The 15190-nt window shown below is 72.1% G+C and carries 15 protein-coding genes; 10 read left to right on the top strand and 5 right to left on the bottom strand.

Annotation, left to right across the window (positions count from 1 at the left end; translation table 11 throughout):
• Positions 1-6: 6 nt before the first annotated feature.
• The 3 genes from HCC30_RS15110 to HCC30_RS15100 all read right to left on the bottom strand — a co-directional run bounded on the left by HCC30_RS15110 (position 7) and on the right by HCC30_RS15100 (position 3106).
• Entirely contained in the window at positions 7-1170 is a 1164-nt protein-coding gene (locus HCC30_RS15110) for an acyltransferase family protein (protein WP_169443032.1), read from the bottom strand.
• Between the two features lie 36 nt (positions 1171-1206).
• Entirely contained in the window at positions 1207-1872 is a 666-nt protein-coding gene (locus HCC30_RS15105; protein ID WP_169443031.1) for a TetR/AcrR family transcriptional regulator, read from the bottom strand.
• 226 nt (positions 1873-2098) lie between these two features.
• The gene (locus HCC30_RS15100; protein WP_169443030.1) at positions 2099-3106 is read right to left on the bottom strand and encodes a ScbA/BarX family gamma-butyrolactone biosynthesis protein; all 1008 of its coding nucleotides are present in this window, start codon (positions 3104-3106) and stop codon (positions 2099-2101) included.
• A gap of 170 nt (positions 3107-3276) precedes the next feature.
• Here HCC30_RS15100 and HCC30_RS15095 point away from each other — a divergent pair, with 170 nt between their 5' ends.
• Both HCC30_RS15095 and HCC30_RS15090 read left to right on the top strand, forming a co-directional pair.
• Entirely contained in the window at positions 3277-4521 is a 1245-nt protein-coding gene (locus HCC30_RS15095; protein WP_169443029.1) for a cytochrome P450, read from the top strand.
• Positions 4522-4732: 211 nt separating this feature from the next.
• A complete protein-coding gene (locus HCC30_RS15090) occupies positions 4733-5383 on the top strand; it encodes a ScbR family autoregulator-binding transcription factor (protein WP_169443028.1) in 651 nt (216 codons plus the stop codon).
• A 181-nt stretch (positions 5384-5564) separates the two neighbouring features.
• Here HCC30_RS15090 and HCC30_RS15085 read toward each other — a convergent pair whose 3' ends face one another.
• Complete coding sequence (locus HCC30_RS15085) at positions 5565-6155, bottom strand: TetR/AcrR family transcriptional regulator (RefSeq protein ID WP_169443027.1); 591 nt, start codon at positions 6153-6155, stop codon at positions 5565-5567.
• 410 nt (positions 6156-6565) lie between these two features.
• Between HCC30_RS15085 and HCC30_RS15080 the strand changes: the two genes are divergently transcribed.
• Positions 6566-7258: a response regulator transcription factor gene (locus HCC30_RS15080; RefSeq protein WP_169443026.1), complete on the top strand. Its 693-nt coding sequence runs from the start codon at positions 6566-6568 to the stop codon at positions 7256-7258.
• 80 nt (positions 7259-7338) lie between these two features.
• On the opposite strand, the gene HCC30_RS15075 is transcribed toward HCC30_RS15080, so the two are convergent.
• On the bottom strand, positions 7339-8124 hold the full coding sequence (locus HCC30_RS15075) for a hypothetical protein (protein WP_169442892.1): 786 nt from the start codon (positions 8122-8124) through the stop codon (positions 7339-7341).
• A 563-nt stretch (positions 8125-8687) separates the two neighbouring features.
• On the opposite strand from HCC30_RS15075, the gene HCC30_RS15070 reads away from it, so the two are divergent.
• From HCC30_RS15070 to HCC30_RS15040, 7 genes are all read left to right on the top strand, one after another.
• On the top strand, positions 8688-10160 hold the full coding sequence (locus HCC30_RS15070; RefSeq protein WP_169443025.1) for an FAD-dependent monooxygenase: 1473 nt from the start codon (positions 8688-8690) through the stop codon (positions 10158-10160).
• Between the two features lie 46 nt (positions 10161-10206).
• Positions 10207-10533, top strand: a complete 327-nt coding sequence (locus tag HCC30_RS15065; RefSeq protein ID WP_169443024.1) for a TcmI family type II polyketide cyclase — start codon at positions 10207-10209, stop codon at positions 10531-10533.
• Positions 10530-11801, top strand: coding sequence for a beta-ketoacyl-[acyl-carrier-protein] synthase family protein (locus HCC30_RS15060; protein WP_169443023.1), 1272 nt, complete (start codon positions 10530-10532; stop codon positions 11799-11801). Before HCC30_RS15065 ends, HCC30_RS15060 begins: the two co-directional genes overlap by 4 nt.
• The gene (locus tag HCC30_RS15055) at positions 11798-13045 is read left to right on the top strand and encodes a ketosynthase chain-length factor (RefSeq protein WP_169443022.1); all 1248 of its coding nucleotides are present in this window, start codon (positions 11798-11800) and stop codon (positions 13043-13045) included. The genes HCC30_RS15060 and HCC30_RS15055 overlap by 4 nt, the downstream gene beginning before the upstream one ends.
• Before the next feature lie 67 nt (positions 13046-13112).
• On the top strand, positions 13113-13382 hold the full coding sequence (locus tag HCC30_RS15050) for an acyl carrier protein (protein ID WP_169443021.1): 270 nt from the start codon (positions 13113-13115) through the stop codon (positions 13380-13382).
• Positions 13383-13423: 41 nt separating this feature from the next.
• On the top strand, positions 13424-14209 hold the full coding sequence (gene fabG, locus HCC30_RS15045; protein WP_169443020.1) for a 3-oxoacyl-ACP reductase FabG: 786 nt from the start codon (positions 13424-13426) through the stop codon (positions 14207-14209).
• Positions 14210-14251: 42 nt separating this feature from the next.
• The gene (locus HCC30_RS15040; protein WP_169443019.1) at positions 14252-15190 is read left to right on the top strand and encodes an aromatase/cyclase; all 939 of its coding nucleotides are present in this window, start codon (positions 14252-14254) and stop codon (positions 15188-15190) included.

Genomic DNA, 15190 nt, shown 5'->3' with positions numbered 1-15190 from the left:
CGCCCGTCACAGCACCCGGTCGGCCCCGGGCAGGTGGCGTACTGCCCAGGCGGCGGCCCAGCACAGGGGGAGGGCCAGGGCGGCGAGGAGGGCGAACTTGGCCAGGGCCGGGGCCTGCACGCCGGCCAGCAGGAGGGCGAGGGCGACGAGGACGAGCGGGTGGATGAGGTAGACGGTGAAGGCGTGTCGGGTGAGGTAGGTGCGGAACGGGCCCTGGGCGGCGAAGCGTTCGCGGAAGAGGACGGTCAGCGCGAGCACCGCCCCGATCGCGAACGCGGACTCCCACAGGGACGCCGCCGCCGACTGCCACGTACCGAAGCCCGCGAGGTCCGCGTCCCGCGCGCCGAGCACGACCGGGAGGTACGCGAGCGTGGCGAGCACGGCGACCGCGGCGCCCGCATACCCCGCGCGACGGGACAGCGCCCCCGCCCACCCGCGCCGGAACGCGAGCACGCCGACGGCGAAGAAGCTCACGTACTGCGGCAGGTAGCCGGGCGTCGGCAGCCCGAGGACGGGGATGTACGCGCCCATCGGCAGCACCATCCGCCAGAGCCAGGTGACGAGCGCCAGCCCGGCGCCGAAGGCGAGCACCGTACGCGGCCGCGGCGGGCCGGGCCGCGGGGCCTGGGCGGCCCCGCGGTCACGCCGTCGCCGCAGGAGGACGTAGCCGAGGCTGAGCAGGAGCAGCACCTCGACGAACCACATCGGGCCCGGGTCCCAACTGACCAGGTAGTAGAGCCAGTACGGGAACTCCTCGCCCTTCGCGGCCGCCGCGTCCCGGATCGTCTGGTAGCCGGAGAAGTTCACCAGCGGGCGGAGGACGAGGACGAAGGCCAGCAGCGGGATGCCGAGCCGCTTCAGCCGGTCCCGGAAGAACGCGCGGCCGCCCTTGCGGTCGTGCGAGCCGGGCGTGAAGTACCCGGCGATCAGGAAGAAGAAGCCCATGAAGAACGCCTGGTTGACCATGACGAACAGGTCCAGCATCCCGCCGGAGGCGTCCTTGGCGGGCTCGGTGTAATACCAGACGGGGATGTTGCCGTAGGTCACGGCGGCGTGGTGCAGGACCACCAGCGCGGTGAGCGCGATGCGCAGGTTGTCGAGGTGCGGCAGGCGCGGCGCGGACGCGGGTACGGGCCCGGCCGCGGGCGGTGTGCGTACGTCGTCCGTCATCGTCTCCCCCGTGCGATGCGATGGTGTGGTGCGGGCTCAGGTGCCCGTGGTCTCCTGCCGGCCGGGCAGGCACATGGCGTGGACGAAGAGGCCGGCGAGCTCCCGCGCGTACGCGGTGAGGTCCCGCTCCGGGTACGTCATCCAGTAGGCGAACATCGAGTCGACCGAGGACTGGAAGGTCACGGCCATCACCCGGGTGTCGAACTCCCGGAACTCCCCGTTCGCCTGGCCCTCGCGGAAGGCCGCCTCCAGCCCCTGGTACATCTCCTCGCTGGAGGCCACGCCGTACCGGAGCTCGCCCTCCGGCGTGCGGTAGTTGCCGAAGATCTCGCCGAGCGCGGCGAGTTGGACGCGGTGGCCCTGCATGTACGTGGCGAGTGACGACACGTAGAGCCGGATCCACGCGGCGGAGACGGACTGTCCCTCCAGCCGCTCCGCCACGAAGACGCCGATCCGCTCGTACACCTGCCGCACGAGCTGCTCGATCAACTCGCTCTTGCCCGCGAAGTGGTACGAGATGACGCCCTTGCTGATGCCCGCCCGCTCGGCGATCCGGGCGAGCGAGGCCCTTGCGAACCCCCGTGCCGCAATGACCTCGACGGCGGCCTCGACGATCTGGGCGCGGCGGGCCCGCTCGATGAACGAGCGCTCCGCGTCCCCCCGGGAACCGTGCTGTCCACCCGGTTGATTTTCTGACCGCATGGCCAGAACCTTAGCCGCACGGCCGACCCCCGTCCAGAGTCCGGAACGAGCCAACCGGCCACTGGCGCAGGGGAGTTGGAACACAGGAAAGCGCCCTGCTGGTGGGGCAGCAGGGCGCGGGGCGGTGCAGGAGGGGGTGGGCGTCGGCGCCCCTCACGGTTGCCGTCAGGGTGCGGACGTCCGCCGTCGTTGGTGCCCGGTCACCCCCGCGGACCGGATACGTGCGTCACGCCTGCGGCGGCGCGTCCTCCCCGCCCGCGGCGGGCGGCTCGGCGGGGCCCTCGACCGCCCCGGCTCCCGAGACGGTGCCGGTGAACACCGTCTCCCCCGCCTGGCGCCCGACGATCCCGACCGTCCCGTGCGGGCCCGGAGCTCCCTGCCAGTCGGCCTCGACGGTGCAGGGGGCGTGGAGTTCGGCGTACCGCTCGAAGTGGACGGAAGCGGCGAGCGGGCGACCGCCGGCGGGGGCGATCAGGGTGTGCGCCGCCTGGCGCGCCGCCTCCAGCAGCACCATGCCGGGTATGTGGTCGCCGCCGTGGTCGAAGAGGACGGCGTTGCGCCAGTCCGGACTGACCGTCCAGCGGCGGGGGGTGTCGGTGGCGGCGAGCACCACGTCCTTCTCCGCCTGCCGGCCCACGAGTTCGGCGGGGACGGGGGCCGGGGCGTCCCGGTTGCTCATGGTGCGCAGGTCGGCGCGCTCGTACGAGCCGCGGATGCGCCGGTAGACGGCCGGGGAGAGGCAGGTGAACTCGCCGCCCCCGGTGGCGACGAGGCGGTCGTCGCGGCGGATGGTGAAGCGCAGCTCGACGACGGTGGAGGTACGGCTGCTCCGGACGCGCTCCAGGGTGGCGTCGAGCGTGATGTCGGTGGGCTTGATGCCGATGGCGAGCTGCGCGTCGACGGTGGTGAAGTCCATCCGGCGCAGCAGGAAGGTGTGGCCGACGGGGACGTCGAACTCGGTGTGCGCCAGATACAGACCGGCCTGCCGGATGGTTTCGGCCGCGATCACCGGGTCGTGCCGCGGGCCGTTGTCCTCGGTGAAGAAGGCGTGCGCGCGGGGCCACTGGCCGGTGAGCGCGAAGCGTCCCTCGTCGAGCTTGGCGCTGCCGGTCAGCAGGACTTCGGCGACCGCGCTGCGGTGCACGAGTTCGCGGGGAACCGTGGCGGTGAGCCCGGAGTTCTGGCCGGGGAGGCGCGGTGCGGGCGTGCGCTGCGAAAGGGTTGTTCCAGACATGGTCATCTCTCCCTGGGTGGAGGTGGATGGCGGTGGAACTCGGTCAAAGAGTACTGACCGCCCGGTTTTTTTCAAGTAAAATCAGACCCGCGAGAGCGAGGAAACAGCCGGTCACTCACACACCCGTGACGTGACCTGTGACGATGCCACGCCGAGGGGGACAAAAGATCATGAACTCCGCATCCTGCCCGCTCAGACTCGACCCCGCCGGACGCGATCTGCACGGCGAACAGGCGCGGTTGAGGGCCCGCGGCCCCGCGACCCGGGTGGAACTCCCCGGCGGCGTCCACGCCTGGGCCGTCACCAGCAGGGACCTGGTGAAGGAGCTGATGCTCGACCCCCGCGTCTCCAAGGACGCCTACCGGCACTGGCCCGCGTGGCAGAGCGGCGAGGTCGGCGAGGAGTGGCCGATGGCCATCTGGGTCTCGGTGCGGAACATGCTCACCGCGTACGGGGAGGACCACGTACGGCTGCGGCGCCTGGTCTCCAAGGCGTTCACCGCACGCCGCGTCAGCGCCCTGCGCCCCGGGGTGGAGGCCCTCACGGCGGAGCTGCTCGACGCGCTGGCCGGGCACGACCCCGGCCGACCCGTCGACCTGCGGCAGGAGTTCGCCTACCCGCTGCCGATCACGGTCATCTGCGACATGCTCGGACTGCCCACGGAGTCCCGCGCGCGGCTGCGGCGGCACGTCGACGCCATGTTCACCACCACCACGACGGCCGAGGAGGCCCAGGCCAACCAGCGTGAGATGTACGGGCTGATGGCCGGGCTCGTCGCCGCCAAGCGGGAGAACCCCGGGCAGGACATGACCAGCGATCTGGTCGCCGCCAGGGACGGGGACGACGGCTCCCGGCTCTCCGAGCAGGAGCTGGTGGACACCGTCCTGCTGATCATCGGAGCCGGGCACGAGACCACCGTCAACCTCCTCGACCAGGCCGTCTACGCGCTGCTGCGCCACCCCGAACAGCTGGAACTGGTCCGCTCCGGCGCCGCGAGCTGGGACGACGTCATCGACGAGACGCTGCGCTCCAACGGCCCGGTCGCCGGGATCCCGCTCCGGTACGCCGTCGAGGACATCCCCGTCCCCGGCGGCGTGATCGCGCGCGGGGAGCCGATCCTGGTCTCGCTGGGCGCGGCCGGGCGCGACCCGCTCGTGCACGGCCCCGACGCCGGGGAGTTCGACGTCACCAGGGCCACGCGGCAGGAGCACCTGGCCTTCGGGCACGGGGTGCACTTCTGTCTCGGGCAGGCGCTGGCGCGGATGGAGGCGGCCGTCGCGCTGCCGGCGCTCTTCGCGCGCTTCCCGGAGATGCGGCTGGGCGCGGAGCCGGAGGAGATCCTTCCGTTGCCGTCCTTCATCTCGCACGGTCACCGCACGCTGCCGGTGCTGCTCGGGAGCCCGTCGGAGGGGTAGTTTCCGCTGGTCGGGGCAGGTGTCGGAGGGGTGCCGTCCGACACCTGCCCCGTGCTGTCCACGGCGGTGCGCGGCCGGACGGGCGGACGGACGGTAACGGGCGGGTGATTTCCGTGGCCGACTCAGGTAACGTACGGTCCGTTCGGTTTGATTTACGAGTGCTGCCGGTTTCGATCCGGCGGATGTTTCCGGGGCAGCTGGGGAGACCGCGATGGCACAGCAGGAACGCGCGGTGCGTACACGCCGCCAGGTGCTGGAGGCCGCGGCCGACGTCTTCGCCGAACGGGGCTACGGCGCGAGCACGATCTCCGAGATCATCTCCCGCGCGGGCGTGACCAAGGGCGCGCTGTACTTCCACTTCGCCTCCAAGGAGGAGCTCCTCCAGTCCGTACTGGACGAGCAGGTGCGGGACTTCTCCGTACCGGAGCGGAGCAGCAAGCTCCAGGAGTGGACGGACCTGGGCATGCTGCTCGCCCACCGCACCTTCCGTGACCCGCTGTTGCGGGCCGGGGTCCGGCTCAGCGCCGACATGCGGCTGCGGGAGCGGATGGTCCGGGGGCCGTGGAACTCCTGGATCGAACTGTCCACGGGACTGCTCCAACAGGCCCGTGCCCGTGGCGAGTTGCTGCCGCACGTCGACCCGGTGGAGACCGCGACGTTCACCCTCCAGTCGTGGATCGGCGTCCAGCTCGTCGTGCAGGTGAGCGAGGGCCACGAGGCGATGGAGGCCCGGGTCGCGACGCTGTTCCGGCACGTGCTGCCCGCGATCTCGGTCCCGGCGGTGCTGGTCGCCCTGGACGTGACGGCCGACCGCGGGGCGCGGGTCGCCGCCGAGGTCGAGAGCCGCTCCGCGCACGTCTGAACCGAGGACGGGGCGAACAGACTGAACGGTCGGAACGGACCGGCGGGCCGCGCGGCAGGTGGATGGCCGGAATGGCTCGGTTGCTTCCCCAACTGCCCATGACCACCCGGCCGTACGGCCGGGCGGCACCCCGTTCCGCCCCCGCCGCCCCGGGTCCGGTGACGGCGGGGGTGCGTCCGGCTCAGACCGTGGGCGCTTCGGCCGTGGGGGCAGAGGCGGGCGGGGGGTCGTCGGGGAGGTGGGCGATCAGGTCGCCGAGCAGGGTCAGGACGCCGCTCACCGTCTCCTCCGACCACCATTCGTGGGCGTCGCGGCCGAGGGTGTCCAGGCCGACGGTGAGCGCGGCCAGCAGGTCGGCCATCGCCTTGCCTCCCGTGCCGTCGGAGAAGTGCCGGTGCAGGTAGCCGATCCACTCCTGCCGCAGGGTCGGGGACTCCCCGCGCTCGCCCTGGAGGCGCAGCCCGGCCCGCAGCACGGGGTCGTTGCGGAGCTCCTCGGCGAAGGCGAGGGTGAAGCGCGCGAGGCCGGCGAAGCCGGGAGCGCTCCCTGTGAGATGGCGCCGCAGCACGGCGAGGGCGCGTTCGCGCGCCTCGGTCAGCACCGTGTTGGTGAGCTCTTCCTTGGAGTCGAAGTGGAAGTACAGGGCCCCCTTGCTCACCCCGGCGCCGCGGCTGATGTCGGCCAGGCCGGTGCCTCTGTGCCCTCTGGCGTCGAACATCTCCGCTGCGACGTTGATGAGCGTTCGGCGCGTCTGCTCGGCGCGTAGCTGCACGGGGCCACCTGTGTTCTCTCCTGGCGGGCGTCGACTGCACGCGCGCCGCTGTTCTTCACGCCCGGCGACGGCCAGTGGGCACGATCAAGGAAAAAGACCATTCGGTCTCCTTCTTGTTCCCCCGTGCGCGGTCTTGCCCAGTGGTCCGCCCGGGGCTTCCCGGTCGAAGGGTCCGCTCGTCCGTGAACTCGCAGGCCCGCTAGAGGTTCTACCCCAGGTTGGCCGCGGGTAGTAGCTGTTCCTCAGTCCGTTGGACAGGGTTTGACACAGACCCACGAAACAGGTCGGTTGGTTTGTTATAGTCCAGGTGTACGGCTCGGGTCGACTGCGTCCGTGTGGTCGCCCCGTTGACGCACACGCTGCCGACCCGTCGGGGGCCGGCTGCACGGAGACAACAGGGGATCGCACGCATGCATGTGCTCGTAGTGGAAGACGAGAGAGATACTGCGGAGTCCCTGGTCCTCGGTCTGCGGCGGCACGGGTACGAAGCCGCGGCTGCCGGTACGGGGGCTCAGGCGCTGAAAGCGTACAGCGATACGGATCTGATCCTGCTCGACCTCGAACTCCCGGACATCGACGGCCTGGAGGTGTGCCGGCACATCCGGGAAGCGTGTGACACACCGATCATCGCGTTCACCGACCGCGGCACCGAACTCGACCGCGTGCTCGGCCTCCAGGCCGGATCCGACGACTGCCTGGACAAGCCGTACGGCTTCCGGGAGCTCATCGCGCGGATCGACGCCGTGATGCGCCGTGCCCGGCAGACGCGGCTGCCCACCGAAGCGCCCGTCGAGCGCGGCCCGTTGCGGATAGACACCGCGATGCGGGAGGTGTGGCTGGACGGGCGGCGGATCGAGACCAGCCGGAAGGAGTTCGACCTCCTGTACTGCCTGGCCAGCAACCCGGGCCTGGTCATCACGCGCAGGCGGCTGATGTCGGAGATCTGGGGCGACCCGATGCACCACTACCCGGAGGGCTCGCAGATCAGCAGGACCATCGACACCCACGTGAGCACGCTGCGGCGGAAGCTCGGCTCCAGCGCCTGGATCCGCACCGTCCGCGGCGTCGGTTTCACCTTCGGGCAGGCCGCGCCGAGTTCCTGAAGCGGGCGGGCGCGGGAGCGTGGCGGGAGGGCCGGTACCCGAGGGGTGCCGGCCCTCCCGCACGCGTGCGGCGGCCCGTTCTAGACCGGGTCGGGCGTCCGTTTCTGCAGGCTCCGGGAGACGTCACCGCCGTGGTAGTACGTGCGGCCTCCCCTGCTCCGGCGGCGCCAGGCGTGTTCCCCGGCGATGCGGTAGACGCTGCCCTGCGCGATGCGCCACAGGTGGGCGATGTCCTTCGCGCTCAGCCAGGCCACCCGGGGCTCCCCCCGTCCGGCCGCGGCCCGGGTGCCCACCTCGGCCACGGCCGCGGCGACCGAAGTGGCGGGCGGCGCCTGCCGGTTGTGCAGCATCCGGTGTCCCAGCCGCATCCACTCGTCCCCGGCCCAGCGGTGGTCCGGATCGGCGTCGCAGCGGATCTCGGCCATGCTCCCCGGCGCGTCCGGCCGGACGAACGCGGCCATCGCGCCGCGGCAGCCCACCTCGACGCAGGTGCCGACCGGTATCCGGCGCTGCGGGTCCGGGTCGGCGACCCGGAACGCCCAGCGGGCCAGCCGGGACACCTCCTCGCTGAGCTCGCCCGCGGCGGGGTGGCGGCACAGCCAGTCGTGGTGCCGCTCCAGATGCGCCGCCAGGTCCCGGACCGTACGGCGCGGACGCGGCATCCGGCGCTCCTCCGCGACCAGCGCCGACCAGGAGCCGAGCGTGCTCAGGATGGCCGAACGCACCTCGCTCGCCGCGTTGTTGAAGGGCATGCCGGTGGCGGGGCCGCGGGGGGTGCTGCTCGGGACCTCGTGCCCCTTGCCGCCGCCGAGGATCTGTTCGCAGGCGCCGTACAGCCGGGGCAGCTCGCGTATCTCGGCCGCCATCCGGTGACGGCACACGGGGCACAGCGCGCCGCCCGGCGCCGCCGTACGTCTGCCGTGCCCGGAACGCTCCCGGCGACGGCAGCCTGCCCCCGTGCACAACTCCACCCGTTCCATTCCGTGACTCCCCTCGTCGGATTTCTCGCGTGTGTGTGCCGGTCAGGAAACTAGGGCGGCGGAGTGCGGCCGCTCAAGGTGAATTTCACAGGCTTGTGACGGGCCTCACCTTCTCTTTCCCCGGGGGCCGGTGATTGCAGACTGCTCACCGGGACTTGTCATTCGCTTGAAAGAAGAAGCTTGACGCACCGGGCCGTGGCCGAAGAAGCTGTTCCGTAGATTCCGCAGGAGTGTGTCCGCAGGGGGCCCGGCCCCCCGGCCCGGCCCCCGCCGGCCCGGCACCCCGCGCAGAGGGAATCTTCGCGACGGCCCGAACTCGACTGCTCCCGCCTGCTGTTCACGCAGCTCAGGGGAGTGGTGCGGGGTGCCGTCGCCGGGCGAGGCAGGCCACCGTGCCGCGCGCCGCTGCCGCGAGCCGGCTCGTTTCCCGCTCCTTGGAGGAGAGGTACATGAATGCTCCAGTAATCGTGGCAGGTGCTGGACCTGCCGGCCTCATGATCGCCGCGGAACTCAGGATCGCGGGAGTTCCCGTAACCGTTCTGGAGAAGCTTCCCGAGCGCACCGGGGAATCCCGTGGACTGGGCTTCACCTCGCGCACGATGGAGGTTTTCGACCAGCGCGGAATTCTGCCGAGGTTCGGCGATATCGAGACCAGTGACCAGGGCCACTTCGGTGGAATTCCGGTGAACTTCGGGGTGCTCGAGGGCGCGCTCCAGGCGGCGAAGACCGTCCCCCAGTCCACGACCGAGGCGATCCTGGAGGGCTGGGCCCGCGAGCTGGGCGCCGACATCCGCAGGGGCCACGAGCTGCTGGCCGTGGACGACGACGGCGACGGCGTGACGGTGACCGTGCGCGGCCCGGAGGGCGAGGAGCGGCTGCGGGCCGAGTGGCTGGTCGGCTGCGACGGCGGCCGCAGCGCGGTTCGGAAGGCCGCCGGGTTCGACTTCCCCGGCACCGCGGCCACGATGGAGATGTTCCTGGCCGACCTGCGCGGGGTCGAGCTCGAACCCCGCATGATCGGCGAGAACCTGCCGGGCGGCATGGTGATGGTCGGCCCGCTGCCCGACGGCGTGACCCGCATCATCGTCTGCGAACGCGGCACCCCGCCCCAACGGCGCACCGGGCCGCCGCCGTTCCAGGAGGTCGCCGACGCCTGGAAGCGGCTGACCGGGGTGGACATCTCGCACGCCGAGCCGGTGTGGGTGAGCGCCTTCGGCGACGCCACCCGGCAGGTGACCGAGTACCGCAGGGGCCGGGTCATCCTGGCCGGCGACTCGGCGCACATCCATCTCCCGGCCGGCGGCCAGGGGATGAACGCCAGCATCCAGGACGCCGTCAACCTCGGCTGGAAGCTGGCCGCCACCGTCACCGGCACCGCGCCCGAGGGGCTGCTGGACACGTACCACGCGGAGCGGCACGCGGTCGGCAAGCGGCTGCTGATGAACACCCAGGCGCAGGGGCTGCTGTTCCTCAGCGGCGCCGAGGTGCAGCCGCTGCGGGACGTGCTGGGTGAGCTGGTGCAGTACGAGGACGTCAGCCGCCATCTGGCCGCCATGGTCAGCGGCCTGGAGATCACCTACGAGGTGGGCGGCGGCAGTCACCCGCTGCTCGGCAAGCGCCTGCCGGGTCTGCCGCTGCGCACCCCGGACGGCAAGGCCGTCCGCAGCAGCGAGGCACTGCACCGCGGCCGCGGCGTGCTCTTCGACCTCGCGGACAACCCGCGGCTCCGCTCCCGGGCGGCGCCGTGGACGGACCGGATCGACGTGCTGACCGCCGCGCCCGACGGCCCGCTGCCGTCCGAACTCGACGGCACCGCCGCGTTGTTGGTCCGCCCCGACGGCTACATCGCCTGGGCCGCCCCCGGCGCTCACGGCGACCTGCCCATGGCCCTGGAGCGCTGGTTCGGCCCCGGCCGGGCCTGACCCGGGCCCCAACGGGCCCACCCGCTCCCGAAAAGGAGATTCCCGGATGCACAGCACGCTGATCGTGGCCCGGATGTCGGCACACTCCGCCGACGACGTGGCCGAACTCTTCACCGCCTTCGACGAGACGGAGATGCCGCACCGGATGGGAACCCGCCGGCGCCAGCTGTTCTCGTACCGGGGGCTGTACTTCCACCTCCAGGACTTCGACGCGGAGGACGGCGGCGAACGGATCGAGGGCGCCAAGAGCGACCCCCGCTTCGTCCGCATCAGCGAGGACCTCAAGCCGTACATCGAGGCGTACGACCCGGCCACCTGGCGCTCGCCCGCCGACGCGATGGCCAAGCGGTTCTACGAGTGGAGCGCCCGGTGAGCGCCCGCAGGGTCGTCATCACCGGAATCGGGGTGACCGCTCCCGGCGGCATCGGCACCAAGAACTTCTGGAAGCTGCTGACCGACGGGCGCACCGCCACCCGCGGGATCAGCTTCTTCGACCCCTCCCCGTTCCGCTCCCGGGTGGCGGCGGAGGCCGACTTCGACCCCGACCTGCACGGGCTCACGCCGCAGGAGGTGCGGCGCATGGACCGCGCCGCGCAGTTCGCCGTGGTCACGGCCAGGGAGGCGGTGGCCGACAGCGGCCTGGAGTTCTCCCGTACGGACCCGCACCGGGTCGGTGTGACCGTCGGCAGCGCGGTCGGCGCGACGACGGGGCTCGACTGGGAGTACCGGACGGTCAGTGACGGCGGACGGCTGGAACTGGTCGATCACGAGTACGCCGTGCCGCACCTCTACAACTACTTCGTGCCCAGCTCGTTCGCCGCGGAGACCGCGTGGGCGGTCGGCGCCGAGGGCCCGGCCACCGTCGTCTCGACCGGCTGCACCTCGGGCCTCGACGCCGTCGGGCACGGCGTCGAGCTGGTGCGCGAGGGCGCCGTCGACGTGATGGTCGCGGGCGCCTCCGACGCGCCGATCTCGCCGATCACCATGGCCTGCTTCGACGCGATCAAGGCGACCACGCCCCGCAACGACGACCCCGAGCACGCCTCCCGCCCCTTCGACGGGACGCGCAACGGCTTCGTCCTCGGCGAGGGTTCGGCCGTCTTCGTGCTGGAGGAGCTGGAGAGCGCGCGCCGCCGCGGGGCCCACATCTACGCGGAGATCGCTGGCTTCGCCTCGCGCTGCAACGCGTACCACATGACCGGACTGCGGCCGGACGGGCGGGAGATGGCCGAGGCCATCCGGGTCGCCATGGACGAGGCGCGGATCGCGCCCGAGGCCGTGGACTACATCAACGCGCACGGCTCCGGCACCAAGCAGAACGACCGGCACGAGACGGCGGCCTTCAAGCGCAGCCTCGGCGACCACGCGTACCGGACGCCGGTCTCGTCCATCAAGTCCATGGTGGGCCACTCGCTGGGCGCCATCGGGTCCATCGAGATCGCGGCCTCCGCGCTGGCGATGGAGCACGGCGTGATCCCGCCGACGGCCAACCTGCACACCCCCGACCCCGAGTGCGACCTCGACTACGTGCCGCTCACCGCCCGCGAGCAGCGGACGGACACCGTGCTGTCCGTCGGCAGCGGCTTCGGCGGCTTCCAGAGCGCCATGGTCCTGGCGCGTCCCGAGAGGAGCCAGGCATGAGTGTCCCCGCGCGCGCAGGCGGCCGGGAGAAGGTGGTCGTCACCGGCCTGGGCATCGCGGCGCCGAACGGCCTGGGCGTGGAGAACTACTGGAGCGCGACCCGGAACGGCGCCTCGGGCATCGCCCGCATCGCCCGCTTCGACCCGTCCGGCTACCCGGCCACGCTGGCCGGCGAGATCGACGGCTTCGACGCGAAGGAGCACCTGCCGGGCCGGCTGCTGCCGCAGACGGACCGGATGACGCGGATCGCGCTGGTCGGCGCCGACTGCGCGTTCGCCGACGCGGGCGTGCAGCCGGGCGAGCTGCCGGAGTTCGACATGGGCGTGGTCACGGCCAGCTCCTCCGGCGGCTTCGAGTTCGGCCAGCGGGAGTTGCAGGCGCTGTGGAGCCAGGGCAGCGAATACGTCAGCGCCTACCAGTCGTTCGCCTGGTTCTACGCCGTCAACAGCGGTCAGATCTCCATCCGCAACGGCATGCGCGGGCCCAGCGGCGTCCTCGTCAGCGACCAGGCGGGCGGGCTGGACGCCGTCGCGCAGGCCCGTCGCCAGGTCCGCAAGGGCACCCGGCTGATGGTGACCGGCGGCATCGACGCCTCGCTGTGCCCCTGGGGCTGGGTCGCGCAGCTGGCCGGCGGGCGGCTGAGCACCGCCGAGGACCCGGAGCGGGCCTACCTGCCCTTCGACGCCGACGCGGCGGGCCACGTACCCGGCGAGGGCGGCGCGCTGCTGGTCATGGAGAGCCTGGAGAGCGCCCGCGAGCGCCGGGCGCCCCGGATCTACGGCGAGATCGCCGGCTACGCGGCGACCTTCGACCCGCGCCCCGGCTCGGGCCGCGCCCCCGGCCTCCAGCGGGCCGTCGAACTGGCCCTGGAGGACGCGGGGACGGAGCCCGGCGAGGTCGACGTGGTCTTCGCCGACGCGGCGGGGCTGCCCGAGCCGGACCGGATCGAGTCCGAGGCCGTGACGAAGGTCTTCGGCCCGCGCGGGGTGCCGGTGACGGCGCCGAAGGTGCTCACCGGACGCCTCAACTCCGGTGCGGGCTCGCTGGATCTGGCCACCGCACTGCTCGCCATGCGGGACGGCGTCATCCCGCCGACCCCGTTCGTCACGCCCGCCGAGGACCACGAGATCGACCTCGTCGGGGCCGAGCCGCGCCGGGCGCGGCTGCGGACCGCGCTCGTCCTCGCCCGGGGCCAGGACGGCTTCAACTCGGCGCTGGTCGCCCGCGCGGCCGACGCCGCCTGACCCGTCGCACCTTTCTTCCCGCCGCCCCTCCCGAATTCCTCCCACCGCCCACACCGAAAGGACCGTCATGGCCACCACCGAGTTCACCGTCGAGGACCTCAAGCGCATCCTGCTCCAGGGCGCCGGCGCCGCCGAGGGCGTCGACCTGGACGGCGACATCCTCGACACCGACTTCGAGGACCTGGGCTACGAGTCGCTGGCGCTGCTGGAGACCGGCAGCCGCATCGAGCGCGAGCTGGGCATCTCCCTCGACGAGACCGAGCTGAGCGAGGCCCGCACGCCGCGTCAGCTGATCGCCCTGGTCAACGGCTCCCTCGTGACCGCCGACGCCGCGTGAGCACCGCACGTCCCGCACCGAACCCCGTACAGGAGAGTGACATGACCGAGCAGGACCGGCCCGTGGCAGTCGTCACCGGAGCGACCAGCGGCATCGGGCTCGCCGTGACCCGGCTGCTGGCCGGGCAGGGGCACCGCGTCTTCGTCTGTGCCCGCACCGAGGAGGACGTGGCCTCCACCGTGAAGGAACTGCGCTCCGAGGGCCTGGAGGTGGACGGCGCCGCCTGCGACGTCCGCTCCGCCGAGGACGTGCACCGCTTCGTGCGGGCCGCCGTCCAGCGTTACGGCACCGTCGACGTGCTGGTGAACAACGCGGGACGCTCCGGCGGCGGCCCCACCGCCGACATCGGCGACGAGCTGTGGGACGACGTCATCGACACCAACCTCAACAGCGTCTTCCGGATGACGCGCGAGGCGCTCAACACCGGTGGCATGCGGCACAAGCAGCGCGGGCGGATCGTCAACATCGCCTCCACGGCCGGGAAGCAGGGCGTCGTGCTCGGCGCCCCGTACTCGGCGTCCAAGCACGGCGTCGTCGGCTTCACCAAGGCGCTCGGCAACGAGCTGGCCCCGACCGGCATCACCGTCAACGCGGTCTGCCCCGGCTACGTCGAGACGCCGATGGCGCAGCGCGTACGGCAGGGCTACGCGGCGGCCTACGACGCCACCGAGGAGCAGATCCTCACCAAGTTCCAGGCGAAGATCCCGCTCGGCCGGTACTCCACGCCCGAGGAGGTCGCGGGGCTCGTCGGCTACCTCGTCACCGACACCGCCGCCTCCATCACCGCGCAGGCCCTCAACGTCTGCGGCGGCCTGGGCAACTTCTGACCGCGGCGCACACCCCCCCAACGGCCCGAAAGGAGAGTGGAGATGACGGTGCGCGAGGTGGAGCACGAGATCACCGTGGAGGCGCCCGCCGCGGAGGTGTACCGGCTGCTGGCGGAGGTCGAGAACTGGCCGCGGATCTTCCCGCCGTCCGTGTTCGTCGACCACGTGGAGCGCGGCGAGCGCGAGGAGCGCATCCGGATCTGGGCCACCGCCAACGGCGAGGCGAAGAACTGGACGTCCCGCCGCACGCTGGACCCGGACGGGCTGCGCATCACCTTCCGCCAGGAGGTGCCCGCGCACCCGGTCGCCGCGATGGGCGGCACCTGGATCGTGGAGTCCGCCGGGGAGAACCTCTCCCGGGTGCGGCTGCTGCACGACTACCGCGCGGTCGACGACGACGCGGAGAAGCTCGCGTGGATCGACCAGGCCGTCGACCGCAACAGCCGCTCCGAGCTGGCCTCTCTGAAGGAGAACGTCGAACTGGCCACCAACCGGGCCGAGTTGACGCTGTCCTTCGAGGACTCGGTGGAGATCGACGGCTCCGCCAAGGACGTCTACGACTTCCTGAACGAGGCGGACCGCTGGAAGGAGCGGCTGCCGCACGTCGCCCAGGTCGACCTGCGCGAGGACACCCCGGGACTCCAGATCCTGCGGATGGACACGCTCACCAAGGACGGCTCCTCGCACACCACCGAGTCCGTCCGGGTCTGCTTCCCGCACCACCGCATCCTCTACAAGCAGACCACGCTGCCCGCGCTGATGACTCTGCACACCGGGCGCTGGACGCTTCAGGAGGACGCGCGCGGCGTCACCACCGCCACGTCCCAGCACACCGTCGTGGTCAACACGGCGAACATCGCCGCCGTGCTGGGCGAGGACGCCGGGGTGCCCGAGGCCCGCGAGTTCCTGCGGAACGCGCTGGGCGGCAACAGCCGGGCCACCCTCGGGCACGCCAAGGAGTACGCGGAAGCGCGGAGTTGA

Origin of the sequence: Streptomyces sp. HNM0574 (genome assembly GCF_012726235.1) — a bacterium.
GTDB lineage: Bacteria > Actinomycetota > Actinomycetes > Streptomycetales > Streptomycetaceae > Streptomyces.
This window is presented reverse-complemented; position numbering and strand designations above follow the sequence as displayed.

Excerpts from the sequence above, each read along its gene's own strand:
- HCC30_RS15055 (WP_169443022.1), top strand. The coding sequence starts at position 11,798 with ATGAGTGTCCCCGCGCGCGCAGGCGGCCGGGAGAAGGTGGTCGTCACC.
- HCC30_RS15070 (WP_169443025.1), top strand. The coding sequence starts at position 8,688 with ATGAATGCTCCAGTAATCGTGGCAGGTGCTGGACCTGCCGGCCTCATG.
- HCC30_RS15105 (WP_169443031.1), bottom strand. The coding sequence starts at position 1,872 with ATGCGGTCAGAAAATCAACCGGGTGGACAGCACGGTTCCCGGGGGGAC.
- HCC30_RS15095 (WP_169443029.1), top strand. The coding sequence starts at position 3,277 with ATGAACTCCGCATCCTGCCCGCTCAGACTCGACCCCGCCGGACGCGAT.
- HCC30_RS15090 (WP_169443028.1), top strand. The coding sequence starts at position 4,733 with ATGGCACAGCAGGAACGCGCGGTGCGTACACGCCGCCAGGTGCTGGAG.
- HCC30_RS15110 (WP_169443032.1), bottom strand. The coding sequence starts at position 1,170 with ATGACGGACGACGTACGCACACCGCCCGCGGCCGGGCCCGTACCCGCG.
- HCC30_RS15075 (WP_169442892.1), bottom strand. The coding sequence starts at position 8,124 with ATGGCGGCCGAGATACGCGAGCTGCCCCGGCTGTACGGCGCCTGCGAA.
- HCC30_RS15100 (WP_169443030.1), bottom strand. The coding sequence starts at position 3,106 with ATGTCTGGAACAACCCTTTCGCAGCGCACGCCCGCACCGCGCCTCCCC.
- HCC30_RS15080 (WP_169443026.1), top strand. The coding sequence starts at position 6,566 with ATGCATGTGCTCGTAGTGGAAGACGAGAGAGATACTGCGGAGTCCCTG.
- HCC30_RS15040 (WP_169443019.1), top strand. The coding sequence starts at position 14,252 with ATGACGGTGCGCGAGGTGGAGCACGAGATCACCGTGGAGGCGCCCGCC.
- HCC30_RS15050 (WP_169443021.1), top strand. The coding sequence starts at position 13,113 with ATGGCCACCACCGAGTTCACCGTCGAGGACCTCAAGCGCATCCTGCTC.
- HCC30_RS15065 (WP_169443024.1), top strand. The coding sequence starts at position 10,207 with ATGCACAGCACGCTGATCGTGGCCCGGATGTCGGCACACTCCGCCGAC.
- fabG (WP_169443020.1), top strand. The coding sequence starts at position 13,424 with ATGACCGAGCAGGACCGGCCCGTGGCAGTCGTCACCGGAGCGACCAGC.